This is a genomic window from Chroococcidiopsis thermalis PCC 7203, from assembly GCF_000317125.1.
GTDB lineage: Bacteria > Cyanobacteriota > Cyanobacteriia > Cyanobacteriales > Chroococcidiopsidaceae > Chroococcidiopsis > Chroococcidiopsis thermalis.
Genome location: NC_019695.1, coordinates 5,402,388 through 5,421,302, shown reverse-complemented (window position 1 = coordinate 5,421,302; position 18,915 = coordinate 5,402,388). Strand labels below are relative to the sequence as shown.

General features: G+C 43.7%; 11 protein-coding genes. 9 read left to right on the top strand and 2 right to left on the bottom strand.

The features are described from left to right. Positions 1-38 precede the first annotated feature (38 nt). Together CHRO_RS23555 and CHRO_RS23550 are read left to right on the top strand one after the other, a co-directional pair. Entirely contained in the window at positions 39-1,730 is a 1,692-nt protein-coding gene (locus CHRO_RS23555) for a glycosyltransferase (protein ID WP_015156735.1), read from the top strand. A 22-nt stretch (positions 1,731-1,752) separates the two neighbouring features. Beyond that, positions 1,753-2,961, top strand: a complete 1,209-nt coding sequence (locus CHRO_RS23550; RefSeq protein ID WP_015156734.1) for a glycosyltransferase — start codon at positions 1,753-1,755, stop codon at positions 2,959-2,961. A gap of 232 nt (positions 2,962-3,193) precedes the next feature. Here CHRO_RS23550 and CHRO_RS23545 read toward each other — a convergent pair whose 3' ends face one another. Both CHRO_RS23545 and CHRO_RS30010 read right to left on the bottom strand, forming a co-directional pair. Next, positions 3,194-6,445 carry a DUF4082 domain-containing protein gene (locus tag CHRO_RS23545; protein WP_015156733.1) on the bottom strand — a complete coding sequence of 1,084 codons (3,252 nt, stop codon included), beginning with the start codon at positions 6,443-6,445 and terminating at the stop codon, positions 3,194-3,196. Between the two features lie 98 nt (positions 6,446-6,543). Continuing rightward, positions 6,544-10,110 (bottom strand): DUF4082 domain-containing protein, encoded by a 3,567-nt coding sequence (locus CHRO_RS30010; RefSeq protein WP_015156732.1) that lies wholly within the window; start codon positions 10,108-10,110, stop codon positions 6,544-6,546. Positions 10,111-11,509: 1,399 nt separating this feature from the next. On the opposite strand from CHRO_RS30010, the gene CHRO_RS23530 reads away from it, so the two are divergent. The 7 genes from CHRO_RS23530 (at position 11,510) to CHRO_RS23500 (ending at position 18,864) form a co-directional block, all read left to right on the top strand. Beyond that, a complete protein-coding gene (locus tag CHRO_RS23530) occupies positions 11,510-12,571 on the top strand; it encodes an NAD-dependent epimerase/dehydratase family protein (RefSeq protein WP_015156730.1) in 1,062 nt (353 codons plus the stop codon). An 8-nt stretch (positions 12,572-12,579) separates the two neighbouring features. Then, a complete protein-coding gene (locus tag CHRO_RS23525; RefSeq protein ID WP_015156729.1) occupies positions 12,580-13,884 on the top strand; it encodes a glycosyltransferase family protein in 1,305 nt (434 codons plus the stop codon). 81 nt (positions 13,885-13,965) lie between these two features. Further along, positions 13,966-15,129, top strand: coding sequence for a glycosyltransferase family 4 protein (locus CHRO_RS23520; RefSeq protein WP_015156728.1), 1,164 nt, complete (start codon positions 13,966-13,968; stop codon positions 15,127-15,129). Positions 15,130-15,149: 20 nt separating this feature from the next. Further along, complete coding sequence (locus CHRO_RS23515) at positions 15,150-16,025, top strand: class I SAM-dependent methyltransferase (RefSeq protein ID WP_015156727.1); 876 nt, start codon at positions 15,150-15,152, stop codon at positions 16,023-16,025. A 19-nt stretch (positions 16,026-16,044) separates the two neighbouring features. Further along, positions 16,045-16,917, top strand: coding sequence for a glycosyltransferase family 2 protein (locus tag CHRO_RS23510; protein WP_015156726.1), 873 nt, complete (start codon positions 16,045-16,047; stop codon positions 16,915-16,917). A gap of 19 nt (positions 16,918-16,936) precedes the next feature. Beyond that, positions 16,937-17,740: a class I SAM-dependent methyltransferase gene (locus CHRO_RS23505; RefSeq protein WP_015156725.1), complete on the top strand. Its 804-nt coding sequence runs from the start codon at positions 16,937-16,939 to the stop codon at positions 17,738-17,740. Positions 17,741-17,763: 23 nt separating this feature from the next. Then, positions 17,764-18,864, top strand: a complete 1,101-nt coding sequence (locus tag CHRO_RS23500) for a hypothetical protein (protein ID WP_015156724.1) — start codon at positions 17,764-17,766, stop codon at positions 18,862-18,864. The last annotated feature ends 51 nt before the right edge of the window (positions 18,865-18,915 follow it).

The window sequence follows — 18,915 nt, the reverse complement described above, 5'->3', positions numbered from 1 at the left end:
TCAACTAAAGATTAGTAGGGGATAGCAAAGAGTATTGTATGGAGACAATAGCTAGCGATACACTCAGCCTTTGGCGAGAAGAAGGCAGCCGCCTGATTCCACAAAACTTCGAGGCATTTCGCAGCCTAGTTGCTCAAGCGAGAGACTTTGTCCAAAGGGGTAAATATCACGCAGCAGCAGTGTATGCAGAGATTGCAGCCTTATATGCCACTGAGCAACACTGCGGTCTTTTTGTTAGCCCTGAGCTAGAGCAAATTCTCTTGACAATCGGACGACAAACTATACCGATCGACGTTACTCTGAATAAAAATTTCTCATGCAATAAAGCACCAAGAAACATATTGCATGTTTCCACTGCTGTCATGGGCATTGGCGGACATTCTAGAATGCTTTGGCGCTGGATTGGGCAAGATACCGAGCGTTCCCACTCGCTTGTATTAACGCGGCAGGGACTGCACGAGGTTCCTAAATTTTTGAAGGATGCCGTAAATAATAGCCAGGGTAGAATATACGTGCTAGACAAGAGCATCGGCAACCTTGTCTCTTGGGCGAAAAGACTACGCGAAATTGCTGCATCAGCGGATCTAGTCGTACTGCATATCTGGAGTTACGATGTGATGCCAACGATTGCATTTGCAAGTAGGGATCGATCTCCACCGATTATCTTTGTAGATTACGGCGATCACTGCTTTTGGCAAGGAGTGAGTATCAGCGATGTCGTGGCTAATCTGCGAGAATCTGGTATGCGCTTATCACATGAGCGTCGAGGCATAGCGAGCGATCGCACCGCTATCCTACCGATTATTTTAAATCCCATCCAAAGAATGCTTTCCCGCGCGGAGGCTAAACGACAACTTGGTTTTGCTGAAGACAGCATTGTCTTGCTCTCTATCGCTAGGTCGCTTAAGTACAGAACGATTGATGGGGTTAGCTTTGCGGATGCACACGTCCCATTATTGGAAAAATACGACCGAGCGATTCTAATCGTAATTGGTCCAGTCGATCCCGAGGAATGGTCGGCAGCTATCCAGCGATCGCAGGGGAGAATTAAAGTTTTCGGGCAGCGCGAAGATACTGCCGTATTCTACCAAGCGGCTGATATTTATGTTGATTCATTTCCTTTCGTCTCGATTACATCGCTATTGGAAGCAGGAAGCTATGGTACGCCTCTGGTCAGCCGCTATCCCTACTCTCATGCGTCCAAAATACTGAGTGCTGATGCACCAGGTTTGACTGACAAGCTGATCCTTGCACGCAATCTTCCAGAGTACACGACAGTGCTATCCCGCTTGGTTGAAGATGAAGAATTTCGGCTATCTCTTGGGGAAGCTACTCGACAAACAATTACAGAGAGACACGTGGGGAGTCATTGGCAGTGCTACTTAGAAGATGTGTACTGTCGTGCAACAACTGTGCCTGGGTTAACTGTAACATCACTTCCAACGACAGATCGAATGTTTGTCGGCGAGCCAGATGTTTTTTTGCAAAAAGTTTTTAGCTCAAGAGACATTGAAATTGAAGAAATCATTCAATCTCGCCTGAGACTAATGCCTTTAAAGCAGCGTTTCTATAGTTGGGTTGAACTCGTCAAGCAGCATGGTTTTGGACGACTTAACGTCTTACTACCGGAATGGTTTTACTGGCACTACTACCGCCGCTTACAAAAATGGAGTATTTCAATTAAAAAGCAGCTTTGCCAATATCTTCCCATTCAAATTTCTAAACCCTGAAGATAAAAATTTTTCCTAAATTATGTGGACATATTGGCGTACTCGTAATGGCAGTACTCGGATCAAACTTGCAATTGCCCGTTCTATCCCCTATTTCTTTGAGGATTTACGCGGCGGATTGATTCATCAAGTCAGCAATCTCCTTCGCTTCACTGGCATTCATGCCAACATGAAACGTCTTGGAATGAAACTTGGTATTGTCAAGGCTCCAGAAAATACTATCCCTTATATCTCAGACGAGTCACCAATCCAACAGCTGGCAACTCCAGTGAGCAAACCGATTATTTTTGCTTCCTATTGTATCGATGCTAGTTTCCAAGGCAACTTAAAATTTTGTGGTGGCACTAAAGAACTCAATCTGCTAGTGAAACTGCTGCGTCAAAAAGGCTACGAAGCTTACATGGTTACCTATGACGGTAGCTACGAACCTTGGTTGCTCGATAGTCAACCTCATCTTTCCATAGCTGAATATCAGGAGAAACTTAAGTCGGCTCAGAATGTACGCTGCGTGACTTCCCTTGCAGGTGCTAAAGCTTTCATACAACCCAGCCAGCAGATTTACTTTTGGGATATGGAGCTAGCAATTACCGAGCATCAAGATTTTGCTGCCTTGGCAGAGCTGTATCAAGGCAAACTTAAAGGTGTAGCTACTATTTCCCGCACGATTCAGGCTTGGCACATGGCTCACTTCCAGCGTGCCTGTACCCTTTTGCCTAATTTGATCGATCGCACCCTTTGGTTTCCGACTCCAGAGCAACGGCAACCTCGTCGCATTGGCTACATGGTTGAAGGTTCTCACACAGAAGCCTATCTCACAGTTATACAAGAAGCCATTCGAGCGAAGGGTCTCGACTTAGAATTTCAGCGAATTCAGGGCATTGAAGCAGAGGTTCTTGCTGGGATGCGTTCTTGCGAAGTTTTCCTCAGTATGAATATTGGTAAGGATCTCTTGTGGGGAGAAGGCTGCCCTAGAACTGTAATTGAAACCCTCGCCACTGGATGTATTGTCATTGCGTTTGACATTATCGGCAACCGCGAAACGATCCAAGACAACTTCAATAGTATCCTCGTACCCCGATATCGCCCCGACTTAATGGCAGAAGCACTAGTACGCCTTTATAGTATCCCTGGCGAACTCGATCGCCTTCGCAGCAATGCCCTCACCTTAATGCAAGCGTGCCATACTTTTGAGGCTCGTTGGTCTGCTATCCAAGAATTCTTGCAACTGTAACAGTTAACTACATTCTGAAATCTGGCAAGTTTGTTATTGCAAAGTAAAAGCGATCGCATTCCTCCTTGAGTAAATGCGATCGCTTGAAAGGAAGTTTTGATAGCAGTTTTTAATTGGGTAAAACAAACGGTTTGTAGGGGCGCACAGCCGTGCGCCCCTACAAATGTCACGCACGCAATCGAGAATTACTCTGGATTAGAAAAGCGTGAAACGATAACTGCCCAGATAGGATTTAGTTATTGGGAGTAAAAACAACATCAACCCAGTAGTTACTTGCCTTATATGTTTGGTTGGGGAAACCACTGGAGCCATATTTGTAAACTCCATTGCCGCCGCTGGCTCCATTGACTAGAAAGTGTAACGGTCCATTGTCAGCGCCAGAAACAGCAAAGTAATTCTCATCACTAGAGTAGCGCCCGACATTGGTGTGATAAGAAGCAACATAGACAGTATTGGCGCTAATTGCTACGGGACGATCGAAGTTGACTTGCTGCCAACCTGAAGCAGTTTCGTTGGTAAATGTTGCCGTTGCTAGTTGTTGTCCGCTGCTAGTCCACAACTTACCAGTATGTACGCCCGTATTTCCAGTACTCTTGTAGAATCGAATGCCAGTGATATAGCCGCTGACATCTGTTCTAAACTTAATGCCGAGTTCCACGGCTGCGGTATCGGAGTCGGCTACCACAATAGGCATTGCATTAGAACTCCAAATACTATAAGCAGAAGTCGATGCTGCGGCTGCGGTGGTGAAAGACCAAGTAGAGTTTGTTGCTAAGGCGTTACCTGCTAGGTCTTGTACCCGTGGTTGAGTTGTCCCACCTCTGAGGGTAGCGCGATAGGTTGCACCAGTTGCCAGTAGATTGCTCGGTTGCAGTGTAGCGGTGCGGCTAGCGGCATCGTAGGTGACAGTGGCAGGGACGAGCGCGTTATTGGCATCCTGCAACACAAAGGTATTGGCATTGATCGTCGCCGGGTCGAGTGCTTCGCTGAAAGTTGCAGCGATGCTCGTGCTAGTACTCACATTAGTCGCGCCGTTGCTGGGAGAAACTGCACTAATGCTGGGCGCAGTTGTATCTGTAACTGGTGGAGTGGGATTGGTAGCATTGGTGGCAAAGGTGACATCAACCCAATAGTTGCTGGCGCGATAGGTGTTGATGGGGAAGCCAGTTGTACCGTACTTATAGACTCCATTCCCGCCACTCTCGCCATCGCGCAGAAAATGTAGTGGTGGGCTATCGATGCTACTGGTAAAATAGCCTTCGTTGATGGCGTAACGACCGCTACTGGTGTGGTAGGAGGCGACGTATACGGTGTTGGCGTTAATCGCTACTGGTTGAGAAAAGTTAACTTGTTGCCAACCGCTAGCAGTTTCGTTGCTAAAGGTAGCGGTTGTTAGTAGCTGTCCCGCACTCGTCCAGAGGTTGCCAATGTGCGTCCCGGTATTACCACTGCCTTTGTAGAAGCGGATGCCAGTCACATAACCGTTGACATCGGACTTGAACTTGACTCCTAGTTCTACAGCTTGAGTATCAGAGCTGGCTGCTGTGGTAGGAGTTGCCGTGTCATTCCAGGTACTGCAAGGACAGGTACGTTCTCCAACTGTAACGGTAGTGCTTGCCCCAGAGGTTTCTAGATTGCCGCTATCATCGATCGCACGGCTTTTAATTATTACCGATCCAGTTGCTTGTGGTGTCCAAGTGTAGCTCCAGTTAGCACGACCCGCAGTTGGATGCCATGTCGTACCACCATCAACGGATACCTCAACACCAGCGACAACACCACCAGTATCGCTTGCCGTGCCACTAATCGTGACTGGGCTGCCTGCCTGTACGCTGACAGATGGTAGCGATGAGATTGTTGAAGTAGGTGCGGTGATGTCGGTTGAGGCAGTAGCAGGAACCAATCCAGCCTGCAATGTATTAGGCTGCACGCCCATGTCAGCAAATAAGTTAACTGTCGCCTGCTGCATCCGCACATCTGGAACCGAGCTACCGCGATCGTGATTCCCATCTAAGCCCCAAGACCACTGGACTGTTCCAGCACCAAATACGAGCGCACCACTATTATGTTTATACAGTGTCAGGTGGTGAGTTGCTCTAGCCCGTCCAAACCTAGAGCCATAGTCTTGTAGAACAGGTGCATTGTCAACGGTGGTTGTTGACATCCGAATTAAGCCAGCTGGTCGGAAGCCATTGTCAATATCCTCATCCCATTCATAACCGAGCGTGCGATCGGATAGTGTAGCAGTGCTTCCTGGCGAGAGGGTGGCAACACTTGTATTACGCCAAAAACGCATTTTCCCGTCTGCCTCGGGTACTTTAATAGCAGTCGTCGCCCCGTCATTAACTGTAAAGAGAGTGCCAGTTAAGGCATTTTCAGGACGACCACCATCTGCTGGTGGGCTGAAGCGCGGATCGCGCCAAGTACCAGTCCAGATCCCTGGTTGCGGATCGATTTTCGCGTTGGCTACGGTCTCCTTATAGGCGACTAGAGTGTGATAGGATGTCCCTGACCCATCAATGGCGTTTTCCCAGCGCGTTTTCCAATAGACTTCGTTACCGCTGAAGAAAGCCAAATTCACACCGCGATCGCGAGCGGCTTCCACGTTGGCGCGTTGCCCTGCCGACCAATACTCATCATGACCGACCGATAAGAAGATTTTGTGATTGCGGATTAGGCTGCCGTAGCGATCGCTATCTACTCCAGTGAAGTAGCTGACGTTATATCCGTTAGCTTCCAGCCAGCGAACCATTGGATACTCGGTGGCAAACAGCCAATCCTGACCACCATCAACCACGCGCGTGTTAAATGGGCGATTGTAGCTAACCTTATAGGCTCTACCAACTGGAGATCCGGTATAGAGACTATTGCCACCATAGTTGTTGTAAGCTTGCCAGGTAGTATCGGCAGTCTGAAACAGCAGGTCGGACGTACCAGCGTCATCTCGGACAATAAAAACAATGTGGCTAGCTCCCCCAGTATCAGTGCGCACCAGTTTGGCAAAGTAGATACCCGACACGGCGTTGGTCGGTACAGCCCAGGAAGCAGACACTGCCCAGTTACCGCAATCAACCAGTCCGGTTGCTGTGTCAGTTAAGCAGTTTGGTTGACTCTGAGGGCGATTTAAAACTTGAACGGTCGTGACTTTACGAGCGCCCATGCCACGATAGTAACCCATGCGATAGATGTCGAGGCGATAACTAGTGGCGTTAGTTTTGATTTTGAAGTTAACTGTCTCACCTCGATTAACGCTAATATCGCTGGCAAAGCCTTGAATACTCGTATCGCCAACACCGCTAATATCCCACTCTGTAGAAGGATTACCCGTTAAACAATTTTCCGCCGCGATCGCATTGGTGGGAGCAGCGCAGATATCAGCAGCGATCGCCTTTTGCACTTGCAGATTAGACCCCACATCCAGTCCTAAGACCAGAAACATTGCTGCACTTGCAATTGCAATAAACCTAATCAATCTTTTTTTCATTTAATTTTCTGTTCAAATAGTAGTTGTGGATAGACAATGCCAGGGAACCCTATTCCCTGGCTTTAGATAAAATGCGAATCTTCGTTCGCTATAGAGATTTACTGATTTGGAGTAAACACGACATCGACAAAATAGTTACTCGACCGAAATGTTTGAGAAGGGAAGCCACCATTGCCATACTTGAAAACGCCGTTGCCACCGTTAGCTCCATCACGCAAAGCATGTAATGGTCCGTTGTCTAGCCCAGAATTAGCAAAGTAGTTCAGCGCGAAAGCGTAGTTGCCAGTTGTGGTGTGATAGGAGGCGACGTAGACGGTGTTGGCAGTAATTGGCACTGGTTGGGCAAAGTTGACCTGCTGCCAGCCTGTGGCAGTTTCATTTGTAAATGTTGCTGTTGCTATTTGCTGTCCGCTGCTAGTCCACAAAGTTGCTTTGTGCAAACCCGTGTTACCACTACCCTTGTAGAAGCGGATACCAGTGATGTAGCCATTCGTATTCGACTTGAACTTAACTCCTAGCTCGACAGGATAAGGATCGAAAGTGGCGATTTGTGCAGGAATGGTCGAACTATTCCAAAGACTATAAGAATTAGATGCTGCGGCTGCGGTGGTGAAAGACCAGGTAGAGTTAGTTGCGAGAGCATTGCCAGCCAGGTCTTGTACCCGTGGTTGAGTTGTCCCACCTCTGAGGGTAGCGCGATAGATTGCACCAGTTGCCAGTAGATTGCTCGGTTGCAGTGTGGCGGTGCGGCTAGCGGCATCGTAGGTGACAGTGGCAGGGACGAGCGCGTTATTGGCATCCTGCAACACAAAAGTATTGGCATTTATCGTCGCGGGATCGATGGCTTCGCTAAAGGTAGCGGTGATGCTTGTAGCAGTACTCACATTAGTTGCACCGTTACTGGGAGAAGTTGCACTTATGCTGGGTGGAGTCGTATCTGTAGCACTAGTAGCAAAGGTGACATCAACCCAATAGTTGCTAGCACGATAGGTTTGGTTGGGGAAGCCAGTTGTACCATACTTGTACACCCCATTCCCGCCACTCTCGCCGTCGCGTAAAAAATGTAGGGGTGGATTATCGACGCTAGCAGTAGCAAAATAACCTTCGTTGATGGCATAACGACCGACGCTAGTGTGGTAGGAGGCGACATATACGGTGTTGGCGTTAATCGCTACTGGTTGGGAAAATTTGACTTGTTGCCAACCGCTAGCAGTTTCGTTGCTAAAGGTAGCGGTGGCTAGTAGCTGTCCCGCACTCGTCCAGAGGTTGCCAACGTGCGTCCCAGTATTGCCACTGCCTTTATAGAAGCGGATACCCGTCACATAACCGTTGACATCGGACTTAAACTTGACTCCTAGTTCTACAGCTTGAGTGTCAGAGTTAGCTGCGATAGCGGGAGTTGCTGTTTCATTCCAGAAGCTATACGAACTAGATATTGCGGTGGTAAAAGACCAACTGAAGTTAGCGGCTAGGGGATTGCCTGCTAAGTCTTGGACGCGAGGCTGGCTCGTCCCGCCGATGACGGTAGCAGTATACGTTCTGCCTGTGACTAACGAACTGCTCGGTTGCAATGTAGCGGTGCGGGTAGCTGCGTTGTAGGTGACGGTAGCAGGGACGATCGCATTAGTAGAATCTTTCAGTACGAAGGTATTTGCATTAATTGTTGCTGGATCTACCGTTTCGCTAAAGGTGGCTGTTACGCTCGATCCAATACCAGCATTTGGCTCTCCGTTGCTGGGAGAAGTAGAACTGACGCTGGGTGGAGTCGTATCTGTAGTAGCGTTGGTGTATGTAGCAACGTAATTGCCGGTCGTAGCTGAGAACAAGGCGTACTCAATACCTTTGATTTGCTGGGTTGTGTAACTCACGGGGCTACCGTTAAGCGTAATGCTGGCAACTGTTCCAACAGCCGATCGCACTGGTAACATTGCTTGTAGCCCTCTTGTGCCTGTACCTGGCGCGATCGCAAAGCTTAAAGTATTGTTATTCCATACCAACGAGCTGAATGAAGAATTATTGCGACCGTCCAGCCAGTTCAACATTTGACGGGCAGAAACAATCGGTACACCACGGGCTTGTGCTGAGGTAACGACCGCATCTGACACGGATGAAGTATTGCTATCAGTATGGGCGTTGACAGTAAAAACACCGTAATATCCCTCCGCTCCTAGTGCGCGATCGAGTAGAGTATTAACTGTGAAAGGATATGTTTGTCCCGACTCATCGGTGATCTGTGTAGTTGCTTGATAGACATCAATGAGTGTCCCGTTCAGGTCTGCAAAGCGCATCGGCATACCACTTCCAGTGAAGAAACCTGGGCGATTACCTACCCAATTCGGGGGCCAGAAATAGTAGTTAGTATCGAGCCGTATTCCTTGACTCAGTTCCACTTTGGACGCGGTAGCCCAGTCACTCCAAACACCACAATGATGGCGTTGGCTAGGTGAGGCGGGTACGCTGGGAAAACGGGTACTCCATGCACTCAGTTGTTGTGTATAGAAGTTTTGAAGCGAAGTAGGTGTATAGTTCGCACAGTTTGTGTTGACATGTAACCCGACTTCAAAACCATCAGCAGTGAAAGCGGCTGCCTGTGCATCGCTTATTGGTGTATTGGGATAAATATATGAAGTGCCGCGAACGCATTCCCAATCTTCTACAGAGCAACCAGCCGGACTCATGGTTTTGTATTGGTTGAACCGACCTACTGTTCCTCCATTACCGTGGTCGTCCCCAGTCATCAGCACAACTGCTTTCTTCCCATGTGGAAAATACCAGAAACGGGGTAGGGGTTTTTTATCCAGGTTCATATTCAGAATTAAGTTGGCTAGCAAGCGCTGTTGTTCGTCAGCTTGCGGGATAGCAACCTTATTCATATCGATCCAGTCTGGCTGAGGATCGTTACTTGCCGCACCAAAAAACATGTCATTGGCGCGAATTGGTGAGAAACCATCCCGCTCCTGTCCAGCCCAGGCGGGATTTCCTTGACGGGTGTAGACGACCGAACGCGCTAAGTCATAAGTAAATGCAGCAACCTGACCGCCACTATTGCCAACACTACGCAGTGTTACCCCTGGGTTAGAAGTTGCAGTCGTTGCATTTGTATAAAGATTGGCGATACTGGTAGCACCGTTAAGAGTGTAGCGATCGGCAGTGTCGTGGAACTGGATAGTTTGGTTAACAATGCCACTACCAGGGGCTTTTGACGTGTCTACAAGTAAGTAACCGTTTGAGAGTGTGGAGGCTGTATCAGTAAGACCAAGCAAACTACTGAGCTGCTTGTCAGGACGCATTGCGATCAAATTGCCACCACTAGCTGCCCAGTTACTAAACATGGTCACTTGAGAGGGGTTTAGGGTCATCCTTGCCAAAATGACTACATCATAGTTAGCAAGCATCTCTGAGGAAACTAAGGAAATATCGCTGACATTGAATGTATTCAGTCCTTCATTTCGCAAAATTTCGGCATAGTAGTTGCTGAAAGGGTCGGAAGTAGTTGTGATGACTAGGATCGATCCGCCTGGTTCTGTATTGGGTGATGTCGCAGCAACAGCAGCTGATGTTTGTAACCCTGGTAAGGGCAGTGTCGTCATGAGTACAGATGCTTGACCCGCGCTCAGAAGAAATGTGCATAAAGATAGCGTGAAATACTTGAGATGTCGTTTCATTGGAACCTTACCAAATTACAAATATGAATAGAGATAAATAGGAGTAAATAGAAATTTTGGTTTGTTCTTTCATTAGCTTGCACGGCAAAATTTGCCTACTTAGTAGGCATTTAATGCTAGTTCGATTGCGGACTTTAAACCAAAAGCTAATTGAGATATCGTTGAAGATAATTCAGTACTTACAACTTCCTCATCTTTAACTTAGAATTCCTGTATTTAAAGGAGCTAGTGAGAGTACTAAACTACTGGTTAGCAATAGATATATAATGCTTCTTGCGACGATCACTAATGCAATTTATTAATTCAGAAACCTTATTTCTACGCTTTCAAACTATTTGTTTTTCTTTCGTCTAACTGTGCTGAGAAAGCCCTGTTAATGATTCTGCGATCGCGTAAATAAACTTCATGCAAACTATAAAGAGATAAATGTATTGAGAAGATGGCAACCTTGTTGCGTCCGCAGGCGATCTAGTACTTCCTTACGGAAGTCAATAGTTTGAAATTATAGAGGTATATTTTTTATCTAAAATAGAAAATTATCATTTCCGTCTTCAGTGTTTTTACTACTAGTGATAGTTACATTAAATACTAAAAAACTAGCTTTCAAAGCAAAAAACGGTGAAGAAACACAGCTAAATGTTAAATAAACTGTAAAGAAAGTAGCTTGGTAGGTCGTACGAGTTCGGTTGTATAAAGGGATTGGGGGAAAAGACATAACATTATGGAAGCGTAGTAAATTCCATAGATTTCACGGATAGGTGCGCTAACGTTGGTCATACGTGTTTGGTCAGCACGCGAGACGTGGATTTAAATCCAAGATCCGATTCACCAATGTTGCTGACTGTATAAATCCGATTTATAGGGTTATCAATACATGGATGCTAAATGCACTAGCTACGATCGCTACTAACTTGTACTTCGATGCAGCGATCGTGCAGCAATTCTGTAGGCTAGGACTTTATTGAGATATATACAATTCAGTTGCCGTACATTTACTTAAGTAGATTTACGGTTGCGATCGCGCCAGATAGAATTATCAGTAAAATTGCGGTTGGACACGCGGAAAAGAAAGAATTACAGTTTATTCGTAAATCGAGCGAGTAAGGACTAAATCAACGATTTCGTTCAATACGTAAGTCACTTACATCTGAAGTATATATCTCTGCGAGATTTTCAATCTCTACGACTTCAATGTATATAGCTTTAGTAAATATAGCTTGTGTAGAGACGTTAAATGTAACTTCTCTACACAAGAAACATTCACAAATTAATTTGGATGGCTATAAGTAGTTGAAATAACTGAAAAATATTAAATTATTCTCCTTGTTTCAAGGGTAAACCAGGCTTTTTTATACTAGAAATCAGAAATTTTTTAAAGAGCAAAAAGGCATAATTTTGAATGAAGAAATTATTGGTAACTGGATCGTCGGGACTTATTGGATCTGAAGTTTGCCTACATTTTGCGAGTCAAGGTTGGGCAATTCATGGTGTTGATAACAATCAAAGAGCTGTTTTCTTTGGACCTCAAGGAGATACTCGCTGGAATCAACAGCGCTTGGAATCTCTGATTAAAGGCTTCGTGCATCATGAAATAGATATTCGCGATCGCCAACGAGTTTTGGATCTGATTGAAAGCCTCAGACCAGAGGCGATCGTGCATACAGCAGCACAACCCAGTCACGACCGAGCAGCGGCAATTCCTTTCGATGACTTTGATACCAATGCAGTAGGAACGCTAAATCTGTTGGAGGCAACGCGCCAATTTGTGCCGGAAGCTCCTTTCGTACATTTATCTACTAACAAAGTGTACGGAGATGCACCGAATGAGATTGCCATGATAGAGTTAGAAACCCGATGGGAATATGCCGAGCCAACTTATCAGTATGGTATTCCTGAATCGTTCCGCATTGACCAATCGAAGCATTCTCTTTTTGGTGCTTCTAAAGTTGCCGCTGATGTCATGGTTCAAGAGTACGGTCGATATTTTGGACTCAAAACTTGCTGCCTGCGGGGTGGATGTTTGACAGGACCTAACCATAGTGGTGTAGAACTGCATGGATTTCTCAGTTACTTAGTGAAATGTAATTTAGAAAATCGCACGTACAAAGTTTTCGGATATAAGGGAAAACAAGTACGAGATAATATTCACTCCTATGATGTTGCCCGTTTCATCGAAGAGTTTATCCAAGCACCTCGTTGTGGTGAAGTGTACAACTTAGGTGGTGGCAAGGATAACACTTGCTCCATTTTAGAAGCTTTCGAGCTTGTGACTTCTTTAACTCACAAAAAGATGCAGTACGAGTATGTAGATAAAAATCGCGAAGGAGATCATATTTGCTACTACAGCGATCTCCGTAAAATGCAGAATCACTACTCTAATTGGTCTATTACAAAACCCTTGAAATTAATATTTTCGGAAATTGTCACGACTTGGACAACAAGACTTAAAGAGGTCGCATAGCTCGGATTATGGTTGACAATCTACCGCGCATTTTATTAGTTACTGAAGCGACTTTAAGTCAAGAAGGCAAGGGAGTTAATCGAACTCTTGTCAATTTATTTGATAACTACCCTGCTGAATTACTGATGTTATTTTGTCCCGAACACGAATTAGAGTCTAACCCGACAAGTTCGCCATTCGATCGCCAAGTACTTTCCTTTGCTGGACATCGTTTACCCATAGTACACAATCGATTAGGAAAGTCTCTTAATTCTTTAATCAATTGGATAAATCTACAACTACTCGACTGGTTTCCAATTTCAAATTTACAAAAACTAGAGGAATTCGATCCAGAAATTATTTTAATTTGTCCAGTTACGTCTTTATGTTTGCTAATGGGTTATAAGTTAACTCAACACTTTCACTGTCCATCCTTAATTTACTTCATGGATGATTGGATAGCGATCGATAACTCGCGATGGTTGTCGAACAGCGTTCAAAAAACGGCTAATCAACTTTTAAAACAGGCAGATGGTTGGTTAATGATTAGCGAACAATTACAAACTGAACTATCAAATCGCTATCAGATAAAACCTCAAAGTTCGCTAATCGTTCATAACCCTGTTGACTTATCAGACAAACAGCCACCTGATACAGCAAGAACTCATGAAGGTACATTTAAAGTTGTCTATGCTGGCTCCATTTGGTCAATGCACTACGATGCATTGGCAGCGATCGCTGAAGCAATTTATCAACTTAGATGCGATGGAAAAGATATTGAGTTAATCTTGCATACAGATAAGTCTTTCTGGAATCTATATCAAGAGAAATGGCAGCAGTGGCAAGTAACGTTTGGCGATCTAATTCCCTATCAAGAACTCAATTGCTATCTCAACAAGCACGCCGATATGCTGCTCGTTACCTCATCATTTTTACTTGAGAATGCACCTATGACTCGTTCTTCAGTGCAAACTAAATTGACTGACTATATGGCTGCTGGTAAACCAATTTTAGCTTGCGGTCCAGATTACTCTGCTTGCAATCAATTTCTGAAAAAATGGAATTGTGGACTCGTCTGTGAAACAAACCAAATTGCTGAAATTAAAAATTTCTTGCTCGTCGTTCTCGATAGACAAGATCTATGGCAAAAAATAGCAATTACAGCTTTTGAGGTTTTAAAAAGTAATTTTGATACGAAAGTAGTTAATCAAAAATTACAAGTATTTGTCAAAAATATTGTAGATCGAGCTGCGGAGAATAGCTGTGTAACCGAATCAATCTCATCTCCAAAACACCTTTCATTTTTCAAAGACGATCGAACGCTACTAAACTAAACAAATACTAGTTCTTTGAAAAGAGCGATCGCGGGTTGCCAACATACATAAAAATTATTTTCAGTGACCTCAACTAAGCTAATGATTAAAGTTTTTATTGTTTGCTCTGGTCTTGGACATGTGAAGCGTGGGTTTGAATCTTTTGCTCAAGAGTGTTTTATAACTTTATCAAAAGAATCAGAGTTAGACGTTACCCTATTTAAAGGAGGTGGAACTTCCCAAGAAAAAGAAATTAGTCTCTGGAATTTACCTCGTAATACCTGGGCGAACCTTCAAATCGGAAAATTAATTGGTAGAGATAGTTATCACATCGAACAAATCTCGTTTTTTTTAAGTCTTATACCTTATTTAATTAGCCAGCAACCAGATGTCATCTATTTTAGCGATGGTAACTTAGGCAACTTACTCTGGCATTGGCGGCGTTTGACTAAGCAGAAATATAAACTCTTGTTTTCTAATGGAGGTCCTATCTCTCCACCTTTTTCTCGTTGGGATCGCGTGCAACAAGTAGCTCCCATTCACCTTCAAGTAGCCTTGAATGCAGGAACTCCTGCTGAAAAACAGAGCTTGGTTCCATATGGGATTCACATAAATTATGAGTTTCAAGCACTGACATTTTCAGAACGGAAATCGCTGCGGTGTAAACTTGGATTGCCTGAAAATTGCCCCTTACTTCTTTCTGTAGGAGCAATCAATAAAACCCATAAACGCATGGACTACGTGATTCGAGAAGTCGCTAGTCTGCCTGAACCCCGTCCTTATCTGTTACTACTAGGGCAACAAGATACTGAATCAGCAGCAATTGTCAAGTTAGGTAATGAACTATTAGGCGTTGATAATTTTCAGATTCGTACTGTTGTTCATTATGAAATTGCAGATTACTACAAAATTGCCGATGCTTTTGTCTTAGCATCGCTTAGTGAAGGTTTACCAAGAGTGCTTTTAGAGGCATGTTCTTACGGATTACCTTGCCTAGCTCATGATTACGAAATTACACAATATGTAATAGGTCAAGAGGGATATTTAGCTAATTTTGAATTAGCTGGAAGTCTAGCAAGTTTAATTTCAAAAGTGTTAATAAGAGAGCAAGATGAATCCGATCGCCAGTTTATTCACCGTTCTGCATACGATCGCTTTAGCTGGGAGCGTTTGCGCCCAAATTATGTTGATATGATTCAGCGTTGTGTCGAAAGTACCGATCCAGTACGCGCGATCGCACATGCCAACTTCTCTCTGAAAAATTAGTTCAAACAGGAACAAAAATCATGCTTTTAGATAAAGTAAAACGTAGTATCACCTACAGATTTAATTACCAGGTTTCTCCAGTACTCTCACAAGTTATGAGTGGCATGAACCGAGGTAAACTGGGGCATGGTCCAAGACTGACTGACGCACAGCCACTCTTAGATTTAGGTATTTCTGTCGAGCAGGTAAGTTTTGATATTGAAGATTGTTGGAACTTTTGGCATAGCTTATGTCCTAAAAGTCAGCAGCTCGAACAATTAGTAAATTCTGAATCATTTTGGCAGAAACTTCCCCAGTATTATTTTACGTGGAAGTCTCTTCAAGCAATTTTAGAAAATCCTCAATCGGTCTACATTGATATTGCCTCTACTGTTAACAGCCCTTACCAGCAAATTATTAGTCTCTTAGCTAAAACTACTAATATTTACACGCAGGATTTAGTCTTTCCGCCAGGTATCAACGATCGCCAAATTGGTGGTTCGGCTGCTGAATTACCCCTGCCAGAAGCATCAGTTGATGCCATGACTTTGCACTGCGCCTTTGAACATTTTGAAGGTGATGCCGACACTGGTTTTGTACGAGAGGCAGGACGAGTATTACGCCCCGGAGGAAGAGTTTGTATTGTACCTCTTTATTTAGGAGAGTATGCCTTTGTGTTGTGCGATCCAGTCTGGGCATTTAATTTATGTGTCGATTCAGATACCGTCATCCACTTTTTACCAAGATGGGGCGAACGACATGGACGTTTTTACGATCCTGAGACATTACTGCAAAGGATCGTTGAGCCATCAACAGCAGCAGGATTGATAGTGCGTGTAATTCACTTTACTAACATTACTGAACTCGATCCTGATTGCTACACTCACTTCGGTCTGATTTTAGAAAAGCCATTATAAACTTCTGACTGTCTTTACTATGACTCAACTGCCATTTTTCTCTGTCATAGTTCCCACTTATCAACGCAATGACTTACTTGCGAAATGCTTGGATTGTCTAGCACCTGATATTCAAACTTTACCATTTGAGCAGTATGAAGTCATTGTTACCGATGATGGTTTCCAAACAACTGCACAGCAGATGATTCGCGAGTTTTATCCTTGGGCAAAATGGGTAGCTGGTTCCCGTAAAGGTCCAGCTGCTAACCGTAATAATGGGGCAAAATACGCCTGTGGTGAGTGGCTAGTTTTTACAGATGATGATTGTCTGCCAGATCCTCAGTGGTTAGCAGCCTATGCCCAAGCTAAGATAACTCAACAATCTTATCTCGTTTTTGAGGGGCGAACTTATGTCGATCGCCCAAGACAAAGCCTTGCCGAAACCTCACCTATTAACGAGACAGGTGGTTATTTATGGTCATGTAATTTTGCCGTACAAAAGCAACTCTTTGAGTCTCTATCTGGTTTTGACGAACGATTTCCCTACGCTGCAATGGAAGATGTAGATTTCAGATTAAGACTTTTAAAGAATGGATATAAGTTTTCTTTTGTGCCAGATGCTTCTGTATGCCATCCCTGGAGAGCAAAGGGAGGATGGAACAAAATCAAACAACATCGAGAATCAACATTTATTTACTTATCAATTCATGCAGAAGAATTGGTAAATATTAATTCGATGTATTATTTCTTGTTTGCTTTACGGAGTTTTGTCAATCAGACGGTTCCGGCAATTTTAAGATTTAATTTAAATGGAATTAACGAAGCTTTTTTAGAACATTTTGCCCACTTACAGATGAGCGTACTACTTTGGCAGTATAGATTCGCAAACGTGAAAACACTTAATAATAACTAAAAACAAAACTGTTTGAGATATGAAAACTATTACCCTTCAAAATCACTGGTTAGAAAGCTGGAAGCAAAGTTATTCATACGATTTACTAGAAATGTATGGGGAGACTAGCTATCGCGGATATAGTTATGCATACGCCCATCGATATAAACATACTTTAGAGCTAGTTCAGAAAGTTGCTCGACCAGGAGCAAAAGTTTTAGATGTAGCTGCTGCACAGGGAAACTTTAGTTTGGCTTTGGCAGAACTCGGCTATGAAGTTACCTGGAACGATTTACGAGAAGAATTAGTTGATTACGTCAAACTAAAATGGGAATATGGCACTATTCGCTACAAACCAGGAAATGTTTTCACATTAGGGTTTGATGCTGAATTTGATGTAATTTTAATTACTGAAGTTATCGAACACGTTGCTCATCCCGATCTATTTCTGAAGAAAATAGCTCAGATGGTGAAGCCTGGAGGTCACATAGTCATGAGTACGCCAAATGGCGAATATTTTCAAAATCGTCTACCTAAATTTTCGGATTTTCCCGATCCCAGCGAGTTTGAAGCAATCCAATTTCAGCCTAATTCAGACGGTCATATCTTTTTATTACATTTAGATGAGATAGAAAGCATAGTTCATCAAGCTGGATTATCGATTCAAGAGACAAGAATTTTTACAAATCCACTAACTAACGGTCATATCAAACTAGGAAAATTATTAAATTTTCTTACTCCTAGTTGGGTTGATACTTGTGAAAACTTGACGCAATCTTTGCCCTTAGTCTTGCGTAAAAAAGTTCACACTGGAGTTGCTATTTTATTGACTCGTATAGCATAGTTTAAATTAGTGCAGCTACTTTAATGGATATCATTCAGATTGTTCCACGACTACCTCCAGCAATAGATGGCTTGGGAGATTATGCATTAAATCTGGCACGGCAGCTTTACAATGATTTCAATCTCAAAACTCATTTTGCGATTGGTGATGCTGCTTGGACTGGAAATACTCAAATTGAAGATTTTCTAATTAATTCAGTAGACGAGCGTTCCACCACAGCTTTACTATCCTTATTAGCGAGCAAACCAACTATAGTCTTATTACATTACGTCGGCTACGGTTATGCCAAGCGAGGGTGTCCGGTTTGGTTAGTTGAAGGCTTAGAACTTTGGAAAAGAAATACTCCTAACTCAAATTTAGTAACGATGTTCCATGAAGTTTATGCTTCTGGAAATTTACCCTGGACGAGTTCTTTTTGGTTATCTGGACAGCAAAGAAATTTAGCAACTCGTTTAGCAAAACTGAGCGATCGCTGCTTGACAAGTAATCAAAATTATGCGGAGATTCTATATCAGTTAAGTCAGGGAAAACAGACTCAAATTCCCACACTACCCGTCTTTTCTAATGTAGGCGAACCAAAGCAAGTACCACCCCTGCTAGAGCGTTCTCGACGCTTAGTATTGTTCGGTAGTCCTAGCATTCGCAAAAGAGCTTATCGTCAATCTTTAAAAGAAATTAGTCAAGCGTGTCGGTTATTCGGCATTCAAGAAATCTTGGATATCGGAGCGCCAACAGATTTAGAACTATCTTCAATTCAAGGTATTCCAATAGTGGAAACAGGTAAACTATCTGCTGCTGAAATTAGTCATATTCTTTTGAACTCCTTCGCAGGATTCTTTAATTACCATCTAGAATATTTAGCCAAATCTGGTATATTTGCAGCTTACTGCGCTCATGGAATGTTAACTGTGAGTCCTAGAGTTTATACATCATTACAAGATGGCATAGAACCGGGAAAACATTACTGGGTTCTCAGCGATCGCCTCACAGAAATAACAGATTTCGTCGAGTCGCAGGCGATCGCGAGTCATGCCTACACCTGGTATCAGTCTCACAATTTATCAGTCCAGACTCAGAACTTTGTCACACATGTATTGGGTAATGTATGCACAAAACTAGGATGACTTTGCTCAATACATCAAAGCAAATTGTCAAGGTATATTTACATATTCTTA

Excerpts from the sequence above, each read along its gene's own strand:
- CHRO_RS23500 (WP_015156724.1), top strand. The coding sequence starts at position 17,764 with ATGGATATCATTCAGATTGTTCCACGACTACCTCCAGCAATAGATGGC.
- CHRO_RS23550 (WP_015156734.1), top strand. The coding sequence starts at position 1,753 with ATGTGGACATATTGGCGTACTCGTAATGGCAGTACTCGGATCAAACTT.
- CHRO_RS23530 (WP_015156730.1), top strand. The coding sequence starts at position 11,510 with ATGAAGAAATTATTGGTAACTGGATCGTCGGGACTTATTGGATCTGAA.
- CHRO_RS30010 (WP_015156732.1), bottom strand. The coding sequence starts at position 10,110 with ATGAAACGACATCTCAAGTATTTCACGCTATCTTTATGCACATTTCTT.
- CHRO_RS23515 (WP_015156727.1), top strand. The coding sequence starts at position 15,150 with ATGCTTTTAGATAAAGTAAAACGTAGTATCACCTACAGATTTAATTAC.
- CHRO_RS23525 (WP_015156729.1), top strand. The coding sequence starts at position 12,580 with ATGGTTGACAATCTACCGCGCATTTTATTAGTTACTGAAGCGACTTTA.
- CHRO_RS23520 (WP_015156728.1), top strand. The coding sequence starts at position 13,966 with ATGATTAAAGTTTTTATTGTTTGCTCTGGTCTTGGACATGTGAAGCGT.
- CHRO_RS23555 (WP_015156735.1), top strand. The coding sequence starts at position 39 with ATGGAGACAATAGCTAGCGATACACTCAGCCTTTGGCGAGAAGAAGGC.
- CHRO_RS23510 (WP_015156726.1), top strand. The coding sequence starts at position 16,045 with ATGACTCAACTGCCATTTTTCTCTGTCATAGTTCCCACTTATCAACGC.
- CHRO_RS23505 (WP_015156725.1), top strand. The coding sequence starts at position 16,937 with ATGAAAACTATTACCCTTCAAAATCACTGGTTAGAAAGCTGGAAGCAA.
- CHRO_RS23545 (WP_015156733.1), bottom strand. The coding sequence starts at position 6,445 with ATGAAAAAAAGATTGATTAGGTTTATTGCAATTGCAAGTGCAGCAATG.